This window comes from Granulicatella sp. 20925_1_45 (genome assembly GCF_041433555.1).
Taxonomy (GTDB): Bacteria; Bacillota; Bacilli; order Lactobacillales; family Aerococcaceae; genus Granulicatella.
In genome coordinates this window covers 25,655-44,384 of sequence record NZ_JAPWBR010000016.1, presented here as the reverse complement: position 1 = coordinate 44,384, position 18,730 = coordinate 25,655, and the positions used below count along the sequence as shown (strand labels likewise).

Annotated in this window: 18 protein-coding genes and 1 pseudogene; 17 read left to right on the top strand and 2 right to left on the bottom strand. The window is 38.7% G+C overall.

Annotated features, from left to right (window positions below):
• Nucleotides 1-31 precede the first annotated feature (31 nt).
• Nucleotides 32-214 (bottom strand): YjzD family protein, encoded by a 183-nt coding sequence (locus tag O3798_RS06330; RefSeq protein ID WP_048710128.1) that lies wholly within the window; start codon nucleotides 212-214, stop codon nucleotides 32-34.
• Nucleotides 215-353: 139 nt separating this feature from the next.
• Here O3798_RS06330 and O3798_RS06325 point away from each other — a divergent pair, with 139 nt between their 5' ends.
• The 12 genes and pseudogenes from O3798_RS06325 (at nucleotide 354) to O3798_RS06270 (ending at nucleotide 13,141) form a co-directional block, all read left to right on the top strand.
• Nucleotides 354-3,707 (top strand): DNA polymerase III subunit alpha, encoded by a 3,354-nt coding sequence (locus O3798_RS06325; RefSeq protein WP_371463968.1) that lies wholly within the window; start codon nucleotides 354-356, stop codon nucleotides 3,705-3,707.
• A 98-nt stretch (nucleotides 3,708-3,805) separates the two neighbouring features.
• Nucleotides 3,806-4,771, top strand: coding sequence for a 6-phosphofructokinase (gene pfkA, locus O3798_RS06320; RefSeq protein ID WP_285251888.1), 966 nt, complete (start codon nucleotides 3,806-3,808; stop codon nucleotides 4,769-4,771).
• Nucleotides 4,772-4,796: 25 nt separating this feature from the next.
• Nucleotides 4,797-6,212: pseudogene (gene pyk / locus O3798_RS06315) on the top strand (pyruvate kinase); the annotation flags it as partial.
• A gap of 181 nt (nucleotides 6,213-6,393) precedes the next feature.
• Nucleotides 6,394-7,257, top strand: coding sequence for a S1 RNA-binding domain-containing protein (locus O3798_RS06310; protein WP_371463967.1), 864 nt, complete (start codon nucleotides 6,394-6,396; stop codon nucleotides 7,255-7,257).
• 18 nt (nucleotides 7,258-7,275) lie between these two features.
• A complete protein-coding gene (locus O3798_RS06305; protein WP_048710112.1) occupies nucleotides 7,276-7,725 on the top strand; it encodes a Fur family transcriptional regulator in 450 nt (149 codons plus the stop codon).
• A gap of 3 nt (nucleotides 7,726-7,728) precedes the next feature.
• The gene (xerD, locus tag O3798_RS06300; protein ID WP_371463966.1) at nucleotides 7,729-8,613 is read left to right on the top strand and encodes a site-specific tyrosine recombinase XerD; all 885 of its coding nucleotides are present in this window, start codon (nucleotides 7,729-7,731) and stop codon (nucleotides 8,611-8,613) included.
• Nucleotides 8,614-8,636: 23 nt separating this feature from the next.
• Nucleotides 8,637-9,806, top strand: coding sequence for a phosphopentomutase (gene deoB, locus O3798_RS06295; RefSeq protein ID WP_371463965.1), 1,170 nt, complete (start codon nucleotides 8,637-8,639; stop codon nucleotides 9,804-9,806).
• Nucleotides 9,807-9,825: 19 nt separating this feature from the next.
• A complete protein-coding gene (locus O3798_RS06290) occupies nucleotides 9,826-10,641 on the top strand; it encodes a purine-nucleoside phosphorylase (RefSeq protein ID WP_371463964.1) in 816 nt (271 codons plus the stop codon).
• A 26-nt stretch (nucleotides 10,642-10,667) separates the two neighbouring features.
• Complete coding sequence (locus O3798_RS06285) at nucleotides 10,668-11,045, top strand: GNAT family N-acetyltransferase (RefSeq protein ID WP_048710099.1); 378 nt, start codon at nucleotides 10,668-10,670, stop codon at nucleotides 11,043-11,045.
• Nucleotides 11,033-11,794, top strand: a complete 762-nt coding sequence (locus O3798_RS06280) for a ScpA family protein (protein WP_371463963.1) — start codon at nucleotides 11,033-11,035, stop codon at nucleotides 11,792-11,794. The genes O3798_RS06285 and O3798_RS06280 overlap by 13 nt, the downstream gene beginning before the upstream one ends.
• Entirely contained in the window at nucleotides 11,787-12,407 is a 621-nt protein-coding gene (gene scpB, locus O3798_RS06275) for an SMC-Scp complex subunit ScpB (RefSeq protein ID WP_005605719.1), read from the top strand. The genes O3798_RS06280 and scpB overlap by 8 nt, the downstream gene beginning before the upstream one ends.
• Nucleotides 12,408-12,415: 8 nt before the next feature.
• Nucleotides 12,416-13,141, top strand: coding sequence for a pseudouridine synthase (locus O3798_RS06270; RefSeq protein ID WP_048710091.1), 726 nt, complete (start codon nucleotides 12,416-12,418; stop codon nucleotides 13,139-13,141).
• A gap of 65 nt (nucleotides 13,142-13,206) precedes the next feature.
• Here the strand turns inward: O3798_RS06270 and O3798_RS06265 are convergent, their stop codons facing one another.
• Nucleotides 13,207-13,461, bottom strand: a complete 255-nt coding sequence (locus tag O3798_RS06265; protein WP_371444676.1) for a ferredoxin — start codon at nucleotides 13,459-13,461, stop codon at nucleotides 13,207-13,209.
• Here O3798_RS06265 and O3798_RS06260 point away from each other — a divergent pair.
• The 5 genes from O3798_RS06260 (at nucleotide 13,460) to rpsA (ending at nucleotide 18,676) form a co-directional block, all read left to right on the top strand.
• Nucleotides 13,460-14,527 carry a helix-turn-helix domain-containing protein gene (locus O3798_RS06260; RefSeq protein WP_371463962.1) on the top strand — a complete coding sequence of 356 codons (1,068 nt, stop codon included), beginning with the start codon at nucleotides 13,460-13,462 and terminating at the stop codon, nucleotides 14,525-14,527. The genes O3798_RS06265 and O3798_RS06260 overlap by 2 nt on opposite strands.
• 1 nt (nucleotide 14,528) lies before the next feature.
• Complete coding sequence (locus tag O3798_RS06255) at nucleotides 14,529-15,902, top strand: RecQ family ATP-dependent DNA helicase (protein WP_371463961.1); 1,374 nt, start codon at nucleotides 14,529-14,531, stop codon at nucleotides 15,900-15,902.
• A 135-nt stretch (nucleotides 15,903-16,037) separates the two neighbouring features.
• Nucleotides 16,038-16,613 carry an SAG1386/EF1546 family surface-associated protein gene (locus O3798_RS06250; protein WP_371463960.1) on the top strand — a complete coding sequence of 192 codons (576 nt, stop codon included), beginning with the start codon at nucleotides 16,038-16,040 and terminating at the stop codon, nucleotides 16,611-16,613.
• 72 nt (nucleotides 16,614-16,685) lie between these two features.
• Entirely contained in the window at nucleotides 16,686-17,351 is a 666-nt protein-coding gene (gene cmk / locus O3798_RS06245; protein WP_371463959.1) for a (d)CMP kinase, read from the top strand.
• A gap of 131 nt (nucleotides 17,352-17,482) precedes the next feature.
• Nucleotides 17,483-18,676, top strand: coding sequence for a 30S ribosomal protein S1 (gene rpsA, locus O3798_RS06240; protein WP_371463958.1), 1,194 nt, complete (start codon nucleotides 17,483-17,485; stop codon nucleotides 18,674-18,676).
• Nucleotides 18,677-18,730 lie beyond the last annotated feature (54 nt).

Below are 18,730 nucleotides of genomic sequence, written 5' to 3'. Positions count from 1 at the left end.
AAATAAAAAAACAGAAGTTAAGTTTTAAAGCTTAACTTCTGTTTTCTTTTGATTTCATAAATACGTGTTGGATGATAAAGATAGCTGCAGTTACGAGCACTCCTACGATTACAGCGCTCTGCACGTTGTAAGGTGTTTGAGAAAGTGCACTTCCTAAATAATAAGTCACTTGGCTAAGTATCAATCCCCATATGATGGTAACAATATATTTCACAGACAACCCTTCTTTCATTTCCCATTATAGTACAATCAAGATTCTTTTGACAATAGATGGGCCAAAAATCTTTCCAAATGGGAGCGTGAAAGGGGAAGATATGCTATAATAAGACGACTAATACGAGAGGAGGAGCCCTATGCCATTTACAACTTTACAAGTATTCAGTAGCTATTCATTACTAAAGAGTACGATTCGTTTGAATGAGTATGTAGAAACTGGGAAATTATTAGGTTATAAGCAACTTGCCTTAACGGATGATGGTGTGTTGCACGGAGCAGTGGAGTTTTATGAGCGATGTATTCAAAATGGAATCCAACCAATTCTAGGGTGTACATTCGAGATTTCCTGGAAGAGTGATGCTTCTAGAAAAGAAATGCTTGTCGTCTATGCCAAAGGTGCTAAGGGGTATGAATCCCTCCTGAAACTTTCAACCCTTTATCAACAAGGATTAACTTGGACAACAGAAATGACTGAGTGGATAGCAACTCATAGCGAGGATGTGAAAATCGTTCTTCCTCCAATGGACAGCGAGTGGGTTGCTGCGCATTCTAAGGGTAAACTCGAATCAGTTCTTCGTGCTGTGAAGGAAGAATTTCCAGGTGTCGAAATTGCTGTAGGGATTACTCGTGAAATGGTTGAACGCGGTGAGTTCGACAAGATGCGTGCAGGAATTGAAGATGCTGGAGTAGTGCCAGTTGCTTTTAGTGCCTCTCGTTATTTAAATACTACTAATTATTTCTCATGGAAAGTGTTACAAGCGATTCGACTAGGGGAAACGCTCTCGTTTACACAAGAAGATGCAACAGGGAGTGAATCTTTGCCAGAAGCGACTTCGATGACGAAGGTGTTTCAAACGGCAGAAGGTGGAGTCCTTCTTTCTAACTTAGAACAATTTACAAAAGATTTAGTGGTGGAAATTCCTCTAAGAGATACGATGCTTCCTAAATTCCCAGTACCAGGCGGAAAGACGAGTGCACAGTTCCTTTATGAATTATGTGAAGCTGCGATGCTTGAAATGGGGGTAACGACGCCTATTTATGTGAACCGTCTCAAAGAAGAGTTAGCTGTTATTCATGAAATGGGATTTGATGATTACTTCCTTATCGTTTGGGATATTATGCGTCATGCGCGTGAGACAGGCATTCAAACTGGTGCTGGTCGTGGGTCTGCAGCGGGGTCTCTCGTTGCGTACCTCTTGCATATTACAGGCGTAGATCCGATTCGTTATAACTTGCTATTTGAGCGTTTCTTAAATCGTGAGCGTTATACGATGCCCGATATTGACTTGGATTTTCCAGATGATAAACGTGAAGATATTTTAGCCTATATCGTTTCAAAATATGGCAACCAAAACGTAGCGCAGATTGTGACATTCGGTACGCTTGGGGCGAAACAAGTGATTCGCGATGTGTGTAAAGTCTTTGGCGAAAACATCATTACGGTTCAGAAGTTTTCAAACAATATCGCTCAAGGGAAAGTAACGTTAGAGCAAACCTATAAAGAAAATAAGGCGTTTAGAGAACATGTAGAAAGTAGTGAACGTAATCGTAAGCTCTATCAAGTGGCCAGAGCGCTCGAAGGACTTCCACGCCATTCGTCTGTCCATGCGGCCGGAGTCGTGTTATCACAAGACGTGTTAACAAAGACCGTTCCTTTAATGAAACGAGACAAAGGGTATTCTGCGTCACTTCAGGAAGCCGATTGGATGCTTACTCAGTATGCGATGCAGGCTGTTGAAAAAGTTGGCCTTCTTAAAATGGACTTGCTAGGGTTAAGTAACCTGACATTACTTCATAAGGCTATTCAACAAACCCAGAAGATTACGAAAAAAGCAATAGAGATTACGAAGATTCCTTTAGACGATACGCGTACTTTTGAACTTTTCCAAAAGGCACAAACGAATGGCATCTTCCAATTCGAGTCAGACGGGATTCGTCGTGTGTTGAAAGACATGAAACCAACGGAGTTCGAAGACTTAGTCGCAGTTCTAGCACTTTATCGTCCAGGCCCAATGGAGCAAATTCCACACTTTATTAATCGTAAAAAAGGAACGGAAATTGTTCAGTATCCTCATGCATCTCTTCAAAAGATTCTTGAACCAACATATGGTATCTTGGTCTACCAAGAACAAGTTATGCAAGCTGCTAGTGAAATGGCTGGATTCTCACTTGGGGAAGCGGACATTTTACGTCGTGCCATCGGGAAGAAGAATAGTGATGCGATCGCAGACCAAAAAGAAAAATTTGTACAAGGCGCACTTTCAAAAGGGTATAAACAAGAAGATGCCGAGACGGTATATGACTATATTGAAAAGTTTGCCAACTATGGATTTAACAAATCTCACGCGGTAGCTTATGCGATGTTGTCTTATCAATTAGCGTACTTAAAGGCAAATTATCCAACGGCATTCTTTACGGCATTGTTTCAAAATGCGAGTGCGAAGTCAGCGAAGTTACAAGATTATCTTGTTGAAGCGCGTCAGTTAGGAATCAAGATTCTACCGCCAAGTATCAACCGTAGTTTTGCAGACTTTGTGGCAGACGATAGTGGCGTCATTGTTGGGCTCAATAACATCAAAGGAATTCGACGAGACTTTGTGGAAAGTATCGTGAAGAATCGTTATGAGTATGGTTCGTTCAAAGGTTTCCAAGATTTTGCTTACCGTATGGGCGCTCAATATACGAAAGAACCGCTATTACTTGCGTTGATTAATGCAGGAGCCTTTGATGAATTTGGTGAAACAAGGGCAACGCTGAAAGCAAATGTGGATGCTGTAGCTAAGAGTGTGAAGTTCCACGGCTTGAATTTATCGCTAGAAGATGACTTAGAAGTGGCGTTCACACATGTGGAGGAAGAACCACTCCTAAAACGAATTGAAGAAGAAATCGAAGTGCTTGGATTTTCAGTTTCTCCGCATCCTTCTTCAAAATATGACCCACTTGTAAAGAGTGGATGGATTACTCCGATACAAACCGTTTTTGAAGAAGGATATATGCGATTTGTAGGGATGATTGTGGATATTCGTAAAATTTCGACTCGTAAAGGCGAGCAGATGGCATATGTCACGCTACAAGATGCGTCTGGTATGATGGATGTTGTCGTCTTTTCGTCTACGCTTGCTGAAGTCTATCAACATCTTCAACAAAACACGATGGTTCTAGCGGAAGGTCGTGTGAAGAAAGGACAAAAAGGTCAATGGCAACTGCAGTTAAACCGCATGTATCCGATGAGTTTTGCAGATAAGCTTCTTGAAGATTCAGCCAAAAGATTGCAAATCGCGATTCGTCCGGAAAAACATACTCCTGAAGTGTATGCTGAGATTAAGCAGTTGGTGACTAAATATAAAGGGGTGACACCTGTTGAATTATTCCTCGTGAATAGTAAAACTCTCGTAAAGAATTCTTTTGCAAACGGTGTGAACCTTGAGTCGAAACTGATTCCTAGTCTTGTCGACATTTTAGATAAAGAATGTATAAAAATTGTAAAATGAAAAAGTTTATGAAAATGAAAGACATTTGTAAAAAAAAGTGATAAAATGAGAACAAATGGGCTTGTTCCAGTAAAAATAAATCTAAGAGGTGAATCTTTGTGAAACGCATTGCTGTTTTAACAAGTGGAGGAGATGCTCCAGGGATGAATGCCGCTGTACGTGCGATTGTACGTAAGGGTATTTATGAAGGTTTTGAAGTATACGGAATTAACTATGGTTTTGCCGGGTTAGTAGCTGGTGATATCCGTAAATTAAATCCGTCAGACGTGAGTGACTTGATTGGTCGCGGGGGTACATTCTTGTATTCTGCACGTTATCCAGAATTCGCAAACCGCGAAGGACAAGAAAAAGGAATCGAACAATTAAAGAAATTCGGTATTGAAGGTCTTGTTGTTATCGGTGGTGACGGAAGCTATCAAGGGGCCGTTGCCTTAACAAAACTTGGTTTCCCAACTGTTGGGGTTCCAGGAACAATCGACAATGATATTCCAGGTACGGAATATACAATCGGTTTTGATACTGCCATCAATACTGTATTAGAAGCGCTAGACCGTCTTCGTGATACTGCGACATCACACGTTCGTACGTTTATCGTTGAAGTTATGGGTCGTCGTGCTGGAGATATCGCACTTTGGACAGGGGTTGCCAGTGGTGCAGAACAAATTTTGATTCCAGAACAAGATTTTGATTTAGAAACTGTCGCTAAAGAAATCAAACAAGGTCGCTTGAACGGTAAGAAACATACATTAATCATTCTTGCAGAAGGTGTGATGTCTGGTGACGAACTTGCTAAGAAACTCCGTGAATACGATAGTGACTTCCATACACGTGTTACAGTATTAGGACACGTTCAACGTGGTGGAGCTCCAAGTGCTCGTGACCGTGTACTTGCAAGTCGTATGGGTGCCAAAGCAATCGATTTATTAAAAGAAGATATCGGTGGCGTGTGTGTCGGCGTGAAAGCAGAACAAATTATCTATAGCGATATCGTTGAAACATTAGCAAACGGCAAACATTTACCTAACTTAGAGTTGTATCAACTAAATAAAGAAATTTCATTCTAAAACAAACTAAAGGAGTCAAGAAAAAATGAAAAGAACTAAAATCGTATGTACTATTGGACCTGCTAGTGAAGCGCCAGAAAAATTAGCAGCTTTAGCAGAAGCAGGAATGAACGTTGCGCGTTTAAACTTCTCTCATGGTGACCATGAAGAACATTTAGCACGTATCAACACAATCAAAAAAATTCGTAAAGAAACAGGACGCGTTATCGCGATTCTTTTAGATACAAAAGGACCAGAAATCCGTACACATGATATGGAAAATGGTGCGATTGAATTCCACACTGGAGACGTTGTTCGTATTTCAATGACTGAAGTGTTAGGAACTAAAGAAAAATTCTCTATCACTTACCCAGAATTAATCAACGATGTTAAACCTGGATCAATTATCTTAGTAGATGATGGTTTAGTAGGATTAGCTGTTACTGAAGTAGACCACGCTAACGGCGAAATCGTCTGCGTAGTAAACAACAGCGGTGTTGTTAAAAATAAAAAAGGTATTAACGTTCCTGGCGTTAAAACTAAATTACCTGGTATCACTGAAAAAGACCGTGCTGATATTATCTTCGGTATTGAAAATGATATCGACTTCATCGCAGCAAGTTTCGTTCGTCGTGCTTCAGACGTTCAAGAAATTCGCGATTTATTAAAAGAACATAACGCAACACACATCCAAATCATTCCAAAAATCGAAAACCAAGAAGGTATCGACAACATTGACGAAATCTTAGCGGTATCAGATGGTTTAATGGTTGCTCGTGGAGACATGGGTGTTGAAATCGCAGCAGAAGAAGTTCCAATCGTTCAAAAAACTTTAATTAAGAAATGTAACACTTTAGGTAAACCAGTTATTACTGCTACTCAAATGTTAGATTCAATGCAACGTAACCCACGTCCAACACGTGCGGAAGTTGGTGACGTAGCGAACGCTATCTTCGATGGTACAGATGCAGTTATGTTATCTGGTGAATCTGCAGCAGGGGATTACCCAGTTGAAGCCGTTCGTACAATGGCTAATATCTGTGTTCGTACAGAACAAGAAATCCGTGTACGTGACAAATTCAAATTAAAAGCATTCGATGAAACTGATGTAGCTGAAGCAATCGGTCGTTCAGTAGCTCACACAGCTAAAAACTTAAAAGTGAAAACAATCGTTGCTGCAACTGAATCAGGACATACTCCAAAAATGATTTCTAAATTCCGTCCTGACGCAACAATCTTAGGTGTGACTTCTTCTGAACGTCAACAACGTGCAATGTCATTAATCTGGGGTGTTAAACCAGTAATCGTTGAACGTGCACAGTCTACAGATGAAATGTTCGAAATCTGTATGCAAGCAGTACGTGACAACCTTACTACACAAGAAGGCGATTTAGTGATCATCACTGCTGGTGTACCTTTAGGAATTAAAGGAACAACAAACATGATGAAAGTTGCTCGCGTATAATTTATTTAAATCATAATAAAAAGCTTGAACAAACCGAAAAAAGTTGTTCAAGCTTTTTTGTGTTTTGAAGTCATTTCATAAAATAATGAGAAATCGTTAGAAATACAAGGAGTTAAATGACTGTAAGCCCTATTTTGTGGTAAAATAAAAGGACAAATGTAGAAGAAGGAGGTTTGTTATGACAAGTGAATTATCGACCGTTGTTCAAGCCATTATCACGGATGAAAATGAAAAGTACTTTTTCGTTCAAAAGAGTGGAGAAACATTCCGTCTAAAAAAAGACGACGCTACCGAATCACTAAAGATTGGTGATGTAGTAACGGGATTTTTATATGAGAATTCTTCCCGTAAAAAAGTCTTTACGCTCCACATTCCTGAAGTAACAAATGAAAGTTATGGATGGGCAAGCGTGACACAAGTCAGAAAAGACTTGGGCGTATTCGTGGATATTGGTTTAGAAGATAAAGATATGGTAGTTTCATTGGATGAACTTCCAAGTATGAAAGAGTTATGGCCAAAGAAAAATAATCGTTTATACGTAACGTTGATTAAAGATAAAAAAGATCGCACATGGGCAACGATGGGAGACGGTCAAGCATTAAATGAAAAAGTGATTCGTGGTCATAAAGGTCAACTCAATAAAGACCTAACTGGAACGGTAACACAAGTAAGGCTTGTAGGAACAACCATTATCACACCAGAAGGATATAAGTTGTTCTTGCATCCATCAGAGCGAATGTACGAACCAACGCTTGGGGAAGAAATTACCGTCCGTGTGATTGGCCTACGTCCAGATGGTGTACTGAATGTTTCGATGCGTCCACGCGCTCACGAAGCGATTGGAGACGATGCAGAGATGATTGTGGCGATGCTGAAAAATCGTCCAACACATACACTTCCTTATTGGGATAAAACAGATCCAAAGACGATTAAAGAGATTTTTGGAATTAGTAAAGGGCAATTTAAACGTGCCATTGGTAATTTATTAAAAGCAAAAAGAATTACACAAGAAGAAGGATTTATCCATCTGATTGAAGAATAATGAGTGGAGGCGAGTCGCTTGTCATCTATTTCTATTGAAGGGATTCAAAAGAAATTACAAGAAGAAGGTTTTAAACTGACCCTGCAAAGACAGGCAACGGTTGAAATCCTTCTAGAACATCTGAATGAGCTCTTAACGGCTGAAGAAATTTACATGTACGTGAAGCAGAAGTATCCAGACATTGGACTAGCTACGGTATATCGAACATTGGAGATTTTAACGGACTTAGGAATCATTTCAAGAAATCTATTTGATGATGGCATTGGCCGTTATCATCTGAAACAAACCGTTAATCGTCATTTTGCGCATCATCTCTTATGTGTGAAATGCGGACAGATTCAGGAAGTCGAGGAAGATTTGCTCGTTGATGTTGAACAAAAAGTATTAGAGCAATTCCAGTTTCAAGTGCTGGATCATCGTCTAACTTTTCACGGGATTTGCAAAAATTGCCAGCAAAAGGAAGGGTAGAAGATGAAAGAAATACACTACTTCCTAGATAGTATTGCCGTTCAAGGACTATCTGATAACACCGTTGCAAGTTATAAACGTGATTTGGAGAAGTTTTCTCAGTTTTTAGAAGAACAAAAGGTGGCACGTCTGCAAGATGTGGACCATACAACGATGGTACTGTTTCTTCAGAAGCTGAAAAAAGATGAATACGCCGTTAGTTCAACAAGTCGAATGATTAGTTGCCTGAAGAAGTTTTTCCAGTTTCTCGTGCAAGAGCGAATGATAGAAAAAGATCCGACGCAACAAATTCATCCACCAAAACCGAAGAAGCAGTTGCCAAAAGCGCTGAGTATCGATGAAGTGAACAGGTTGCTGGAGGTACCAGATACCTCAACGGTTCTAGGCTTAAGAGATAAGGCGATGCTCGAACTCTTATATGCAACAGGGATGCGGGTGAGTGAATTAATCAGTATTGAACTCAGTGATTTGCACTTGGAACTTGGATTCCTACAAACGATTGGGAAAGGGAATAAACAACGCATTATCCCGATTGGACAGGAAGCCACTAACTGGATTCAAAATTACTTAGAGTATGCACGTCCAGCTTTAGAAGACGAGAAGAAGTTATCGAATGTCTTGTTCTTGAATCACAGAGGTGGCCCGTTTACGCGTCAAGGTTTCTGGAAGAATTTAAAGAAAATCGTTCAGACGGCCATGATTACAAAGGAAGTGAGCCCTCATACATTGCGCCATTCCTTTGCAACCCATATTTTAGAAGCGGGTGCCGACCTTCGAATTGTTCAGGAATTGCTTGGACATTCAGATATTAGTACAACACAAATTTATACACATATTACAAACGAACGAATGAAGGAAATTTACAAACAAGCACATCCTCGTTCGTAATAAAGAAATTGGAGATGGAATCTATGAAATTTAAAAGAATACATGTCATTGTAATGGACTCTGTAGGGATTGGAGAAGCACCAGATGCTGCAAAATTTGATGATGCAGGTTCACATACTTTAGGTCATATTTCAGAAACTGTGGGCTTAAACGTACCAAATATGCAACGTTATGGTTTAGGAAATATCGCTCCTTTAAAAACAGTTCCACCAGTAGAACATCCAGAAGGAAGCTATACTAAACTGGAAGAAGTTTCTGTTGGTAAAGATACAATGACAGGTCACTGGGAATTAATGGGATTAAATATAAAAACTCCTTTCCGAGTTTTCCCTGATGGTTTCCCACAAGAATTATTAGACCGTATTTCTGAGTTCTCAGGAAGAGGAATCGTATGTAACTTACCATACAGTGGTACAGCGGTTATCGATGACTACGGTAAACACCAAATGGAAACTGGCGATTTAATCGTTTATACTTCTGCTGACCCTGTAATGCAAATTGCTGCTCACGAAGACGTTATCCCGCTAGAAGAGTTATACCGTATTTGCGAATACGCTCGTGAAATTACAAAAGACGATCCATATATGATTGGACGTATCATTGCTCGTCCATATGTGGGTGAACCTGGTAACTTCCAAAGAACATCAAACCGTCATGACTATGCGTTAAGTCCATTTGGCGAAACAACATTAGACTTCTTGAAGAAAGATGGATTTGATGTGATTGCGATTGGTAAGATTAACGATATCTTCAACGGACAAGGAATTACAGAATTCGTTCGTACAAAAGACAATATGGATGGCGTGGATAAACTAGTAGAAGTATTGAAGAAAGACTTCACTGGTATGAGTTTCTTAAACTTAGTTGACTTCGATGCGGTTTACGGACACCGTCGTAATACAAAAGGATACGGCGAAGCGCTTGAAGCATTCGATGCTCGTATTCCAGAAATCGTTGAAAACATGCAAGAAGATGATTTATTAATTATTACAGCTGACCACGGAAACGACCCAACGTTCAAGGGAACAGACCACACTCGTGAGTACATTCCAGTGTTAGCTATCAGCAAATCATTGAAACACCCAACACACTTACCAGAAGGTCACTTCAGTGATATCGCAGAAACAATCAGCGAAAACTTTGGTGTACCATCAACTGGTAACGGAACAAGCTTCTTAAAAGAATTAAACTAATATAGAAAGAGGGAACAACATGAGCAAATACGAACAATTAGTTGAAACAAAAACGTTTTTACAAGAAAAAGGTATTGGTCACATTGACTTCGGAATGATTTTAGGATCAGGTCTTGGTGAACTTGCTGGAGAAGTAAAGAACCCATTAATCTTTGACTATAAAGATATTCCAAACTTCCCAGTGTCAACAGTAGTCGGTCATGCTGGTCGTCTTGTATACGGTGAATTAGAAGGAAAACAAGTTCTAATCATGGATGGACGTTTCCATTACTATGAAGGTTACGATATGGAAACAGTAACGTTCCCAATTCGTTTAATGAAACTATTAGATGTTGAAACAATTATCGTTACAAACTCAGCTGGTGGTGCAAACCCAACATTTGAACCAGGGGACTTAATGATTATTACAGACCAAATTAACTACACTGGTACAAACCCACTCATCGGGCCAAACGAAGACCGCTTTGGACCTCGTTTCCCTGATATGAGCCATGCGTACCACGAATACGGACAAGAAGTGGTTCGTAAAGCTGCGAAAGAATTAAACATCAACATTAAAGAAGGAGTATACATGGGATACTCTGGACCAACTTATGAAACACCAGCAGAAATCCGTTTCACACAAGCGGTTGGTGGGGACGCAGTAGGAATGTCAACTGTTCCTGAAGTTATCGTAGCAAACCACGCTGGTATCAAAGTAATTGGGATTTCATGTATCACAAACTTAGCTGCAGGAATGCAAGCAAACTTAAACCACGAAGAAGTGGTAGAAACAACACAACGCGTTAAAGAAGTGTTCAAATCATTGGTTCGTAAAGTACTTGTTTTATATTAAGAGACGAACCTCGAGGAGGAATGAATTTGTTAGTACCTTATTCAGCAACGAATAAAAAAATTGTGATGGGATTACTTTCTTACATCCCTGAATTCAAGGACTTTAAACGATTGCAAGAGGAAATTGAAGAAATCGCGACAAATCCATCGATTAAATGCTGGCTTTTTAAAGAAAGTGACAGTGAGAATTTTATTGGATTGATTGGTGGAGAAAGCACAACAGACACGATTGTCATTAAATACTTATCGGTGTCACCTTCGTTTCGTGGGGAAAATATTACATTCCAAATGTTAGAAGATTTAGCAAAGATGGAAGATAAAGTATTGAGTGGAACAATTGAGACGAGTGTGATTCTCGCAAAATGGAATAAACATCGTGTAAGTGAGGAACCATGGAAGATTTAACAATTAAAGTAGCTGAATACGAAGGACCGATGGACGTCCTCTTGCATCTGATTCGCGAGATGAAAATCGATATTTACGATATTCCGATGAATGAATTAACGAAGCAATATTTGAACTTCATTCATTCCATGAAAACTTTGGAGTTGGAAGTGGCAGCCGAGTATTTAGTAATGGCGTCAACATTATTAGAGATTAAGGCAAGAATGCTTCTTCCAAAACCAAAACTGGAAGAGTTGGATGAAGACGGGGAGCCAATCGTGGAAGACCCTCGTGATCAGTTAGTGCAACAACTATTGGAATATCAACAAATTAAAGAAAATGCCAAAAAGCTTGAGGAGCTCTCTTTCCTAAGGGGATTACACTTCGGGAAAGAGGCGAGTGACTTATCTACGATGCAGGAGATTATTCCATTAAAAGAAGGAGAAGTGACGACTCAAGATTTATGGAATGCTTTAAAGAAATTAGCGCGTAAGAATATTGCAAAGATGCCACTGAAGGCTAATATTCAACATGAAACGCATACGGTTGAAGAATTAATGGATTCGATTATTTCAAAAGTTGAGCACACAGATAAGAAACAAGTTCCGTTTGAGGAATGTTTCCCAGCGTTCAACAGGCATGCGATTACAACAACATTTTTAGCGATGTTACAGCTCGTTCGGGAACATCGTGTCCGTTTTATTCAAAGTTCTCCATATGAGGATATTTTAATTGAGAAAAGACAAGAAAAGGAGAAAGAGAGTGACTAATTACATTTCAGTATTAGAAGGCTTACTATTTGTTGCTGGAGATGATGGGATTACATTAGAAGAAGCAAGCTATATTTTAGAACTCGAAAGAAGTGCAGTTCGTCAGTTACTAGATGAATTAAAGAAACGCTTAGAGGACGAAAATAGTGGCTTAGAACTTCTTCTCACAGCTTCTCATTATAAGCTTGTGACAAAGGCTAGTTTAAAATCATATATCGAAAAATATGCGGTTTCTCCATATTCTTCTCAATTATCTCAAGCTTCTCTAGAAACGTTGGCAATTATTGCCTATAAACAACCAGTAACGCGTGTGGATATTGAATCCATTCGTGGCGTTCAAAGCAGTGGTTCGATTCAAAAACTATTGCTAAGAGATTTAATTGAAGAGGCTGGAAGATTAGAGACTCCAGGTCGTCCAAAACTCTATAAGACAACCGCTTATTTTATGGATTACTTTGGATTAGAATCGCTGGATGCATTGCCAGATGCTTCAGATTTATTCGATTTAGATTCTGAAGAGGCCAATCAATTATTTAGAGATAATCATGATTTATTTGAAGAGTTGGAAATCCGCTCTAAAGAACATCATGAAGTAGAAGAAGAGAAAGAGTAGGTTTTTTTGTGGAAAGATTACAAAAAGTAATGGCGCACGCTGGTGTGGCATCCCGCAGAAAATGTGAGGCATTTATTCAAGAAGGCCGTGTGAAGGTCAATGGTGAAGTCGTGAGAGAACTCGGCTTTAAAGTAGGTGCCAATGATAAAATTGAGGTAGACGGTATTCCGATTTACAAAGAAGAACCTGTATACTTCATGTTTTATAAACCAAAAGGCGTGCTTTCAAGTGCGAGTGATGATAAAGGAAGAACCGTTGTGACGGATTATTTTAAAGATGTGGAACAACGCGTGTATCCAGTGGGACGTTTGGACTACGATACTACAGGACTTCTTTTATTAACGAATGACGGTGAATTTTCAAACTTAATGACGCATCCAAAGCATCACGTAGAGAAGAAATATATCGCCAAAGTTAAAGGAATTCCAACGCCTAGACAAATGCGTCAATTGGAACGTGGAATTGTCTTAGATGGCAAGAAAACGTCAAATGCTAGAGCTCAAATTTTATCAGTGGATACAGATAAAGGAACAGGAATTGTGGCTTTAACGATTCATGAAGGATGGAACCATCAAGTGAAGCGTATGTTTGAAGCAGTGGAGTTACCTGTTATGAAATTAAAACGTGAAGAGTTTGGATTTTTAACGTTAGAGAACTTACGCCCTGGAGACTACCGTGAATTACGCTCATTTGAAGTACAGAAATTGAGAAAACTCGCTTTAGACGAAAAATAGATTTCTATTAGGGAGTCATACAAAGAGAAAAACGGACTCATACTGTATGAGTCCGTTTTGTTTATTTATTCTTCAGTAAATGGACTATTTTTTCGTTTAATCGCACCAGTAGGACAGGCGGTATAAGCATCTTTGAACTTTTCTAGCGTATCTTCTGGTAGTGGAACTGTTCCGGTATTATTGTCTTGTTTTACAAAGGCAATCCCTTCAGCATCGTACTCGAAAATCTCAGGAGCACGTAGTTGACAGATGCCACATGCGATGCAAGACTCGCAATCAACTTTTGTATAAATTTTTGAAAGAGAGGATTTTTTATCCATGAGTCAGTACTCCTTTTATCAATTTTGGATATTACATGCGATCAAGTCGTATGGTGTGGTTCCGATAAATCGATTATATCGTATTTTAACAGGAAATCGTACCATGTCGACTTTAATTGGCGTCACAGAAGATAAAACTGAAGTATTTTTTGCTAGTTTACCTCATTTAAAAGAAGAGTACTTTCATCAATTAGTAGATGGATTTTTCCGTGAAGGAATAGTTAGCGAAAATGAATCAGGCATAGTGCTACTGAAAGATATTCCGGAGTTTTCGCTTGTGACAAACGGAAGCCATCCCGTCAATTACTTGATGCATCCATATTCGTTTGTGCAATTACGAGATGTGATAAGACTTTGGGTCGAATGGATTAGTTACCACCGCTATGAAGAAACAAGCTATCGTCCTTTAATTCAAAATGTATGGTTACAGCAATTATTTAAGCGATGGTATAAAGAAGAAAAAGAGAACATTACACCAGTTTGGTTTAGTAGTGTTGTGGAAGAGTTCAAGTTCTGGACCGATAAGCAAGATAACTGCGTTAAAGGGCATTGGGTCGGCCTTTTTAATGGAGCTAAGTCCACAGCCACTTTAGAAGACGAGCTCATTTCCTTGTGGGAATTTACCATGGTTGAAGACTGTGAGCCACTATCAAGATTAGTCTTAATGAAATGGGTGAGTGATGTCTTTGAGGAACCTGAAAATTCTCCAATCACTTATGGATGGTTTTCTAAAATGTTTGAATGGATTTCTCATGAAACGAGTTCTGTACAAGAAACGGTTCGTCTATTTGAGAAAGGATTAAAACGAACGGAGATTGCACGTCTACGTAAACTCAAAGAAAGCACGATTAACGATCATCTTTTAAAGCATTTGTTACTTACTAAAGATGCATTTTATAAACGTGTAGAAGAAACGAAGGCAGCCGTAGCGTACAAAGAACTTTTCGAAAACGAGCAGTATCCAAAGTATAAAGAGGCTAAAGACCAGTTTGAAGCAGAAGGAAAAAAACTGGATTTCTTCTTATTCAGATACTATCAAATCAAGGCCTTAAAGGAGCGTGAATGACATGGATCCAATATTGAATCGATTCGGATATGATGAGTTCCGAGAAGGACAACAGGAAGTCATCACGGCTCTTGAGGAAGGGCATGATGCGATTGCGATTTTACCAACAGGAAATGGAAAATCGTTTATTTATCAATATATCGGCGTTAAAGAAAAGTGTAGAGTGGTTATTGTATCTCCGTTGATTGCTTTAATGGTCGACCAAGTCGCTAGTTTAAAGCAGCTCGGTATGCATAGAGCAGTGGCCATCACGTCTCTTATGTCAGAGTCTGAGAAGAATTATATTTTAAGTACGTTAAATGAGTATCAATTTATTTTTGTTTCTCCGGAGATGCTACAAGCGCCAAGATTCTTTAAGCAATTATCAAAACTGGAAATAGGCTTGCTCGTTGTCGATGAGGCGCATTGTATTTCACAGTGGGGATATGACTTTAGAAGCGATTACCTATTTATTGGTAAGATGAGAAAGAGTTTAGGAAGTCCAAGAACGTTAGCGTTAACGGCAACAGCTACGAGTCAAGTGATTCATGATATTTATACTTTCTTAGGGCTAGATAAGAACAAAACGACTTATTTCCAAGGACATGCCTTCTTGAAGAACCGTGAAATTGATGTCATTGTGGTTGAAGGACTTCGTAGCAAGATGCTTAGTGAATTATTGAAGCGTGTGGAATATCCTTGTATCGTGTATGCCTCAACAATTAAAGAGATTGAAGGGTTAAAAGAATCCCTTCAGGAGGAAGGATTTACAAAAATCGATACCTTCCATTCCAAGAGACATAGTAGCGACCGTCAAACGATTCAGCAGAAATTCTTTAGAGGAGAACTGAATATCTTATTAGCGACAAGTGCATTTGGAATGGGCATTAATCAGTCCAATATTCGAACGATTATTCATTACCAACTTCCTCAAACGCTTGAAGATTATGTACAACAAATTGGCCGAGCTGGAAGAGACTTGCAGTTTAGTCGTTGCGTTGCCTTTGTTCATCCGGACGATTTTCCGCAGATGAGCCGTAAAATTGAACGGTCCTATGAAGTGGAGGACGTGGAAGAAACAGAACTGCATCAAAATATAAAAGAAATTGCAGAGGCTTTCCATTGGAATAATGAACAAAAGAATGAATTTATAAAAATGCAACGAGGACGTAAATTAAAGCAATTGCGACAGATTGAAGAATTTGCGACCACGAGTCAGTGTAAAGAACAGTACTTAGCACAGTTCTTTGGAGAAAATCGAACAGAGCCGTGTGGGAAGTGCAGTAGTTGCAGGCATCTTGATTTATTTTTACTGAATGTAACTGAAATTTGGAATGAAGAAGAAAATGGAAAAAACACCTTCGAAGAAAGCTTTAAGAAATTATTTAATCTCTGATTAAATAGAGTGATTTTTTGAGAAATTATGCTACAATAGTACTAAAGTAAAAGTTTGCCCTGAGTGTAAGAATATGCTATATTGTGTAGTGAATTGACTGAGGATAGCATTGGGTCAAATTAGGAGGATTTTTGAATGAGCGATAACTTTAATAATAATGAAGATTTAAATCAAACAGAAGAACAACCATGGGAAAGAAAATTTGGCGAAGAAGAGAATTTAAAGAACCGTCAATTTTCTCGTAGTGCTAGAAACTCAGGTGGGAAAGCAGTAGCACCATTATCAAATGTTTTATTATTTGTATTCTTAATTGTCATTGTAGCACCAGTATTATTTATGATGTGGTTCTCAATTAGCAATAATAGCAATCAAGTGAAACCTAGAACTGCTGATGATGTAATGTTAACGAAGACTGTTGAAACGACAACAGCAACTCCGGAAACAACAGCTACTACAACAAAACAAGAGGCTACAACAACAGCTCGCGAAGCTACAACAACTGCTCCTCGTCAAGCTGAACAAACGCAACAAACACCAACTACTCAAGCGCAACAACAAAACGGTAACTACGGTACTTACACAGTTAAGGCTGGAGATACTTTATACCGTATCGCAGTAAATCATGGTATGGATGTTGCAACATTAAAACAAATTAATGGTCTTACAGGAGATAACATTGCTCCAGGAACTACATTAAAAGTAGCACAATAATAATACGACTAAAATACAAGAAGTCTGAGACGCAAGACGTTTCAGGCTTTCTTTTTGAGAAGGAGAGAGAGTATGCAAGTTGCAATTGATGGACCAGCTTCATCTGGTAAAAGTACAATTTCGAAATTAATTGCTAAAGAAACCAATTTTCTTTATTTAGATACGGGTGCAATGTATCGTGCAACTACTTTAGCATTTTTAAGAGATCATATTTCTGTTGATGATGAAAAGGCGATTGAAGAATTATTAGATCATTTAGAAATCAGTTTTAAAAATACCGAAGATGGTCAACTCGTCTTCTTAAATGGAGAAGATGTTACTCGTGAAATCCGTAATCTGGAAGTGACCAGAAATGTATCTGAAGTTTCAGCGATTAAAGCAGTTCGAGTAAAGCTTGTTCAAATGCAACGTGAGATTGCTGAAAATCATTCGATTATTATGGATGGTAGAGATATCGGAACAGTGGTACTTCCTGATGCTGAATTAAAGATTTTCTTAGTGGCTTCTGTGAAAGAGCGTGCGCTTCGCCGTTATAGAGAAAACCAAGAGAAGGGAATCGAGTTATCCCTTGAAAAATTAGAAGAAGAAATCGCTCATCGGGACTTTTTAGATAGTACTCGTAAAGAGTCACCATTGAAAAAAGCGGATGATGCAATTGAAATCGATACAACAAGCCTATCAATTCAAGAAGTCGTTTCTAAAATTACGAATCTTATCCAAGAAAAGTTAACGAATTAACCAGATTTTACACAAAAACACTAGAATTCGTTTTCATTTAGTGGTATGATTGTAAGTGGATAAAAAGTTTTATTTTACACAAAAATCAAACTTTATGTTCGCATGAATTGTCGCGCTTAGGAGGAAGTCACATGTCAGAATTACAAACAATGCAAGATGCGCTCGATATCGTTAAAGATATTCAAATCGGAGATTTAGTACAAGGTGAAGTATTAACTCTACAAGATAAACAAGCCATCGTCGGAATTATCGGTGGAGGAGTTGAAGGAGTTATTCCTTTCAATGAATTATCTACATCACCAGTTGAACGTGTAGAAGACGTTTTAGCTGTTGGGGATGTTGTTGATTTAGTAGTCATCAAACAAATCAAAGATAAAGAAAATGGAAGTTTCTTACTTTCTAAAAAACGTGTAGATGCACGTAAAGTTTGGGAAGAAATTCAAGTTAAATTTGATAACAAAGAAATCATTGAAGCTCCAGTAGTGGATGCAGTTAAAGGTGGTTTAGTAGTGGATGCAGGAGTTCGTGCTTTCGTGCCAGCTTCAATGGTATCAGACCACTATGTTGATAACTTAGCTCAATTCAAAGGCCAAACATTAGCTTTTGAAATCGTTGAAATCGAACCAAGCGAAAATCGTTTAATCTTATCACGTAAAAACTTAGTTGCAGCTGAAAAAGCAGCTAAGCGTGCAGCTGTATTTGAAGCAATTCAAGAAGGTTCTGTAGTGACTGGTAAAGTAGCTCGATTAACAAACTTCGGTGCGTTTATCGACTTAGGTGGTGTGGATGGATTAGTTCACATCTCACAAATCTCTCACGAGCACGTTGCGAAAGCAAGCGACAAATTAAAAGTTGGCGAAGAAGTTCAAGCTAAAGTAATCTCTGTGGATCCAGAAAACGGACGTGTATCATTATCAATCAAAGATACATTAGCAGGACCATGGGATAACATTGAAGAACGTGCAGCAGTTGGTTCAGTATTAGATGGTTTAGTAAAACGTCTAACTACATTTGGAGCATTTGTTGAATTATTCCCTGGAGTAGAAGGATTAGTTCACATCTCACAAATTGCTCACCAACATATTGCAACACCACACGAAGTTCTTAAAGAAGGTCAAGAAGTTCAAGTGAAAGTTCTTGAAGTTCATCCAGAACAACAACGTATTTCTTTAAGTATTAAAGCTTTACAAGAACCTCCAAAACCTGAAAAAGAAGAAGTTGAAGAAGTGGTTGAAGAAACTTACGAATTACCTGAAGAAGATGTTTCATTCTCTTTAGCTGATCGTTTAGGTGATCAACTTTCTGAACTTAAAGTTGAAGAATAACATTCAAATAAAAGTTAAGTGGAAATAGTCTGGACTGGTTCCAGACTATTTTTA

Excerpts from the sequence above, each read along its gene's own strand:
- rpsA (WP_371463958.1), top strand. The coding sequence starts at position 17,483 with ATGTCAGAATTACAAACAATGCAAGATGCGCTCGATATCGTTAAAGAT.
- O3798_RS06325 (WP_371463968.1), top strand. The coding sequence starts at position 354 with ATGCCATTTACAACTTTACAAGTATTCAGTAGCTATTCATTACTAAAG.
- cmk (WP_371463959.1), top strand. The coding sequence starts at position 16,686 with ATGCAAGTTGCAATTGATGGACCAGCTTCATCTGGTAAAAGTACAATT.
- O3798_RS06310 (WP_371463967.1), top strand. The coding sequence starts at position 6,394 with ATGACAAGTGAATTATCGACCGTTGTTCAAGCCATTATCACGGATGAA.
- O3798_RS06260 (WP_371463962.1), top strand. The coding sequence starts at position 13,460 with ATGAGTCAGTACTCCTTTTATCAATTTTGGATATTACATGCGATCAAG.
- O3798_RS06255 (WP_371463961.1), top strand. The coding sequence starts at position 14,529 with ATGGATCCAATATTGAATCGATTCGGATATGATGAGTTCCGAGAAGGA.
- deoB (WP_371463965.1), top strand. The coding sequence starts at position 8,637 with ATGAAATTTAAAAGAATACATGTCATTGTAATGGACTCTGTAGGGATT.
- O3798_RS06280 (WP_371463963.1), top strand. The coding sequence starts at position 11,033 with ATGGAAGATTTAACAATTAAAGTAGCTGAATACGAAGGACCGATGGAC.
- O3798_RS06290 (WP_371463964.1), top strand. The coding sequence starts at position 9,826 with ATGAGCAAATACGAACAATTAGTTGAAACAAAAACGTTTTTACAAGAA.
- xerD (WP_371463966.1), top strand. The coding sequence starts at position 7,729 with ATGAAAGAAATACACTACTTCCTAGATAGTATTGCCGTTCAAGGACTA.
- O3798_RS06265 (WP_371444676.1), bottom strand. The coding sequence starts at position 13,461 with ATGGATAAAAAATCCTCTCTTTCAAAAATTTATACAAAAGTTGATTGC.
- O3798_RS06250 (WP_371463960.1), top strand. The coding sequence starts at position 16,038 with ATGAGCGATAACTTTAATAATAATGAAGATTTAAATCAAACAGAAGAA.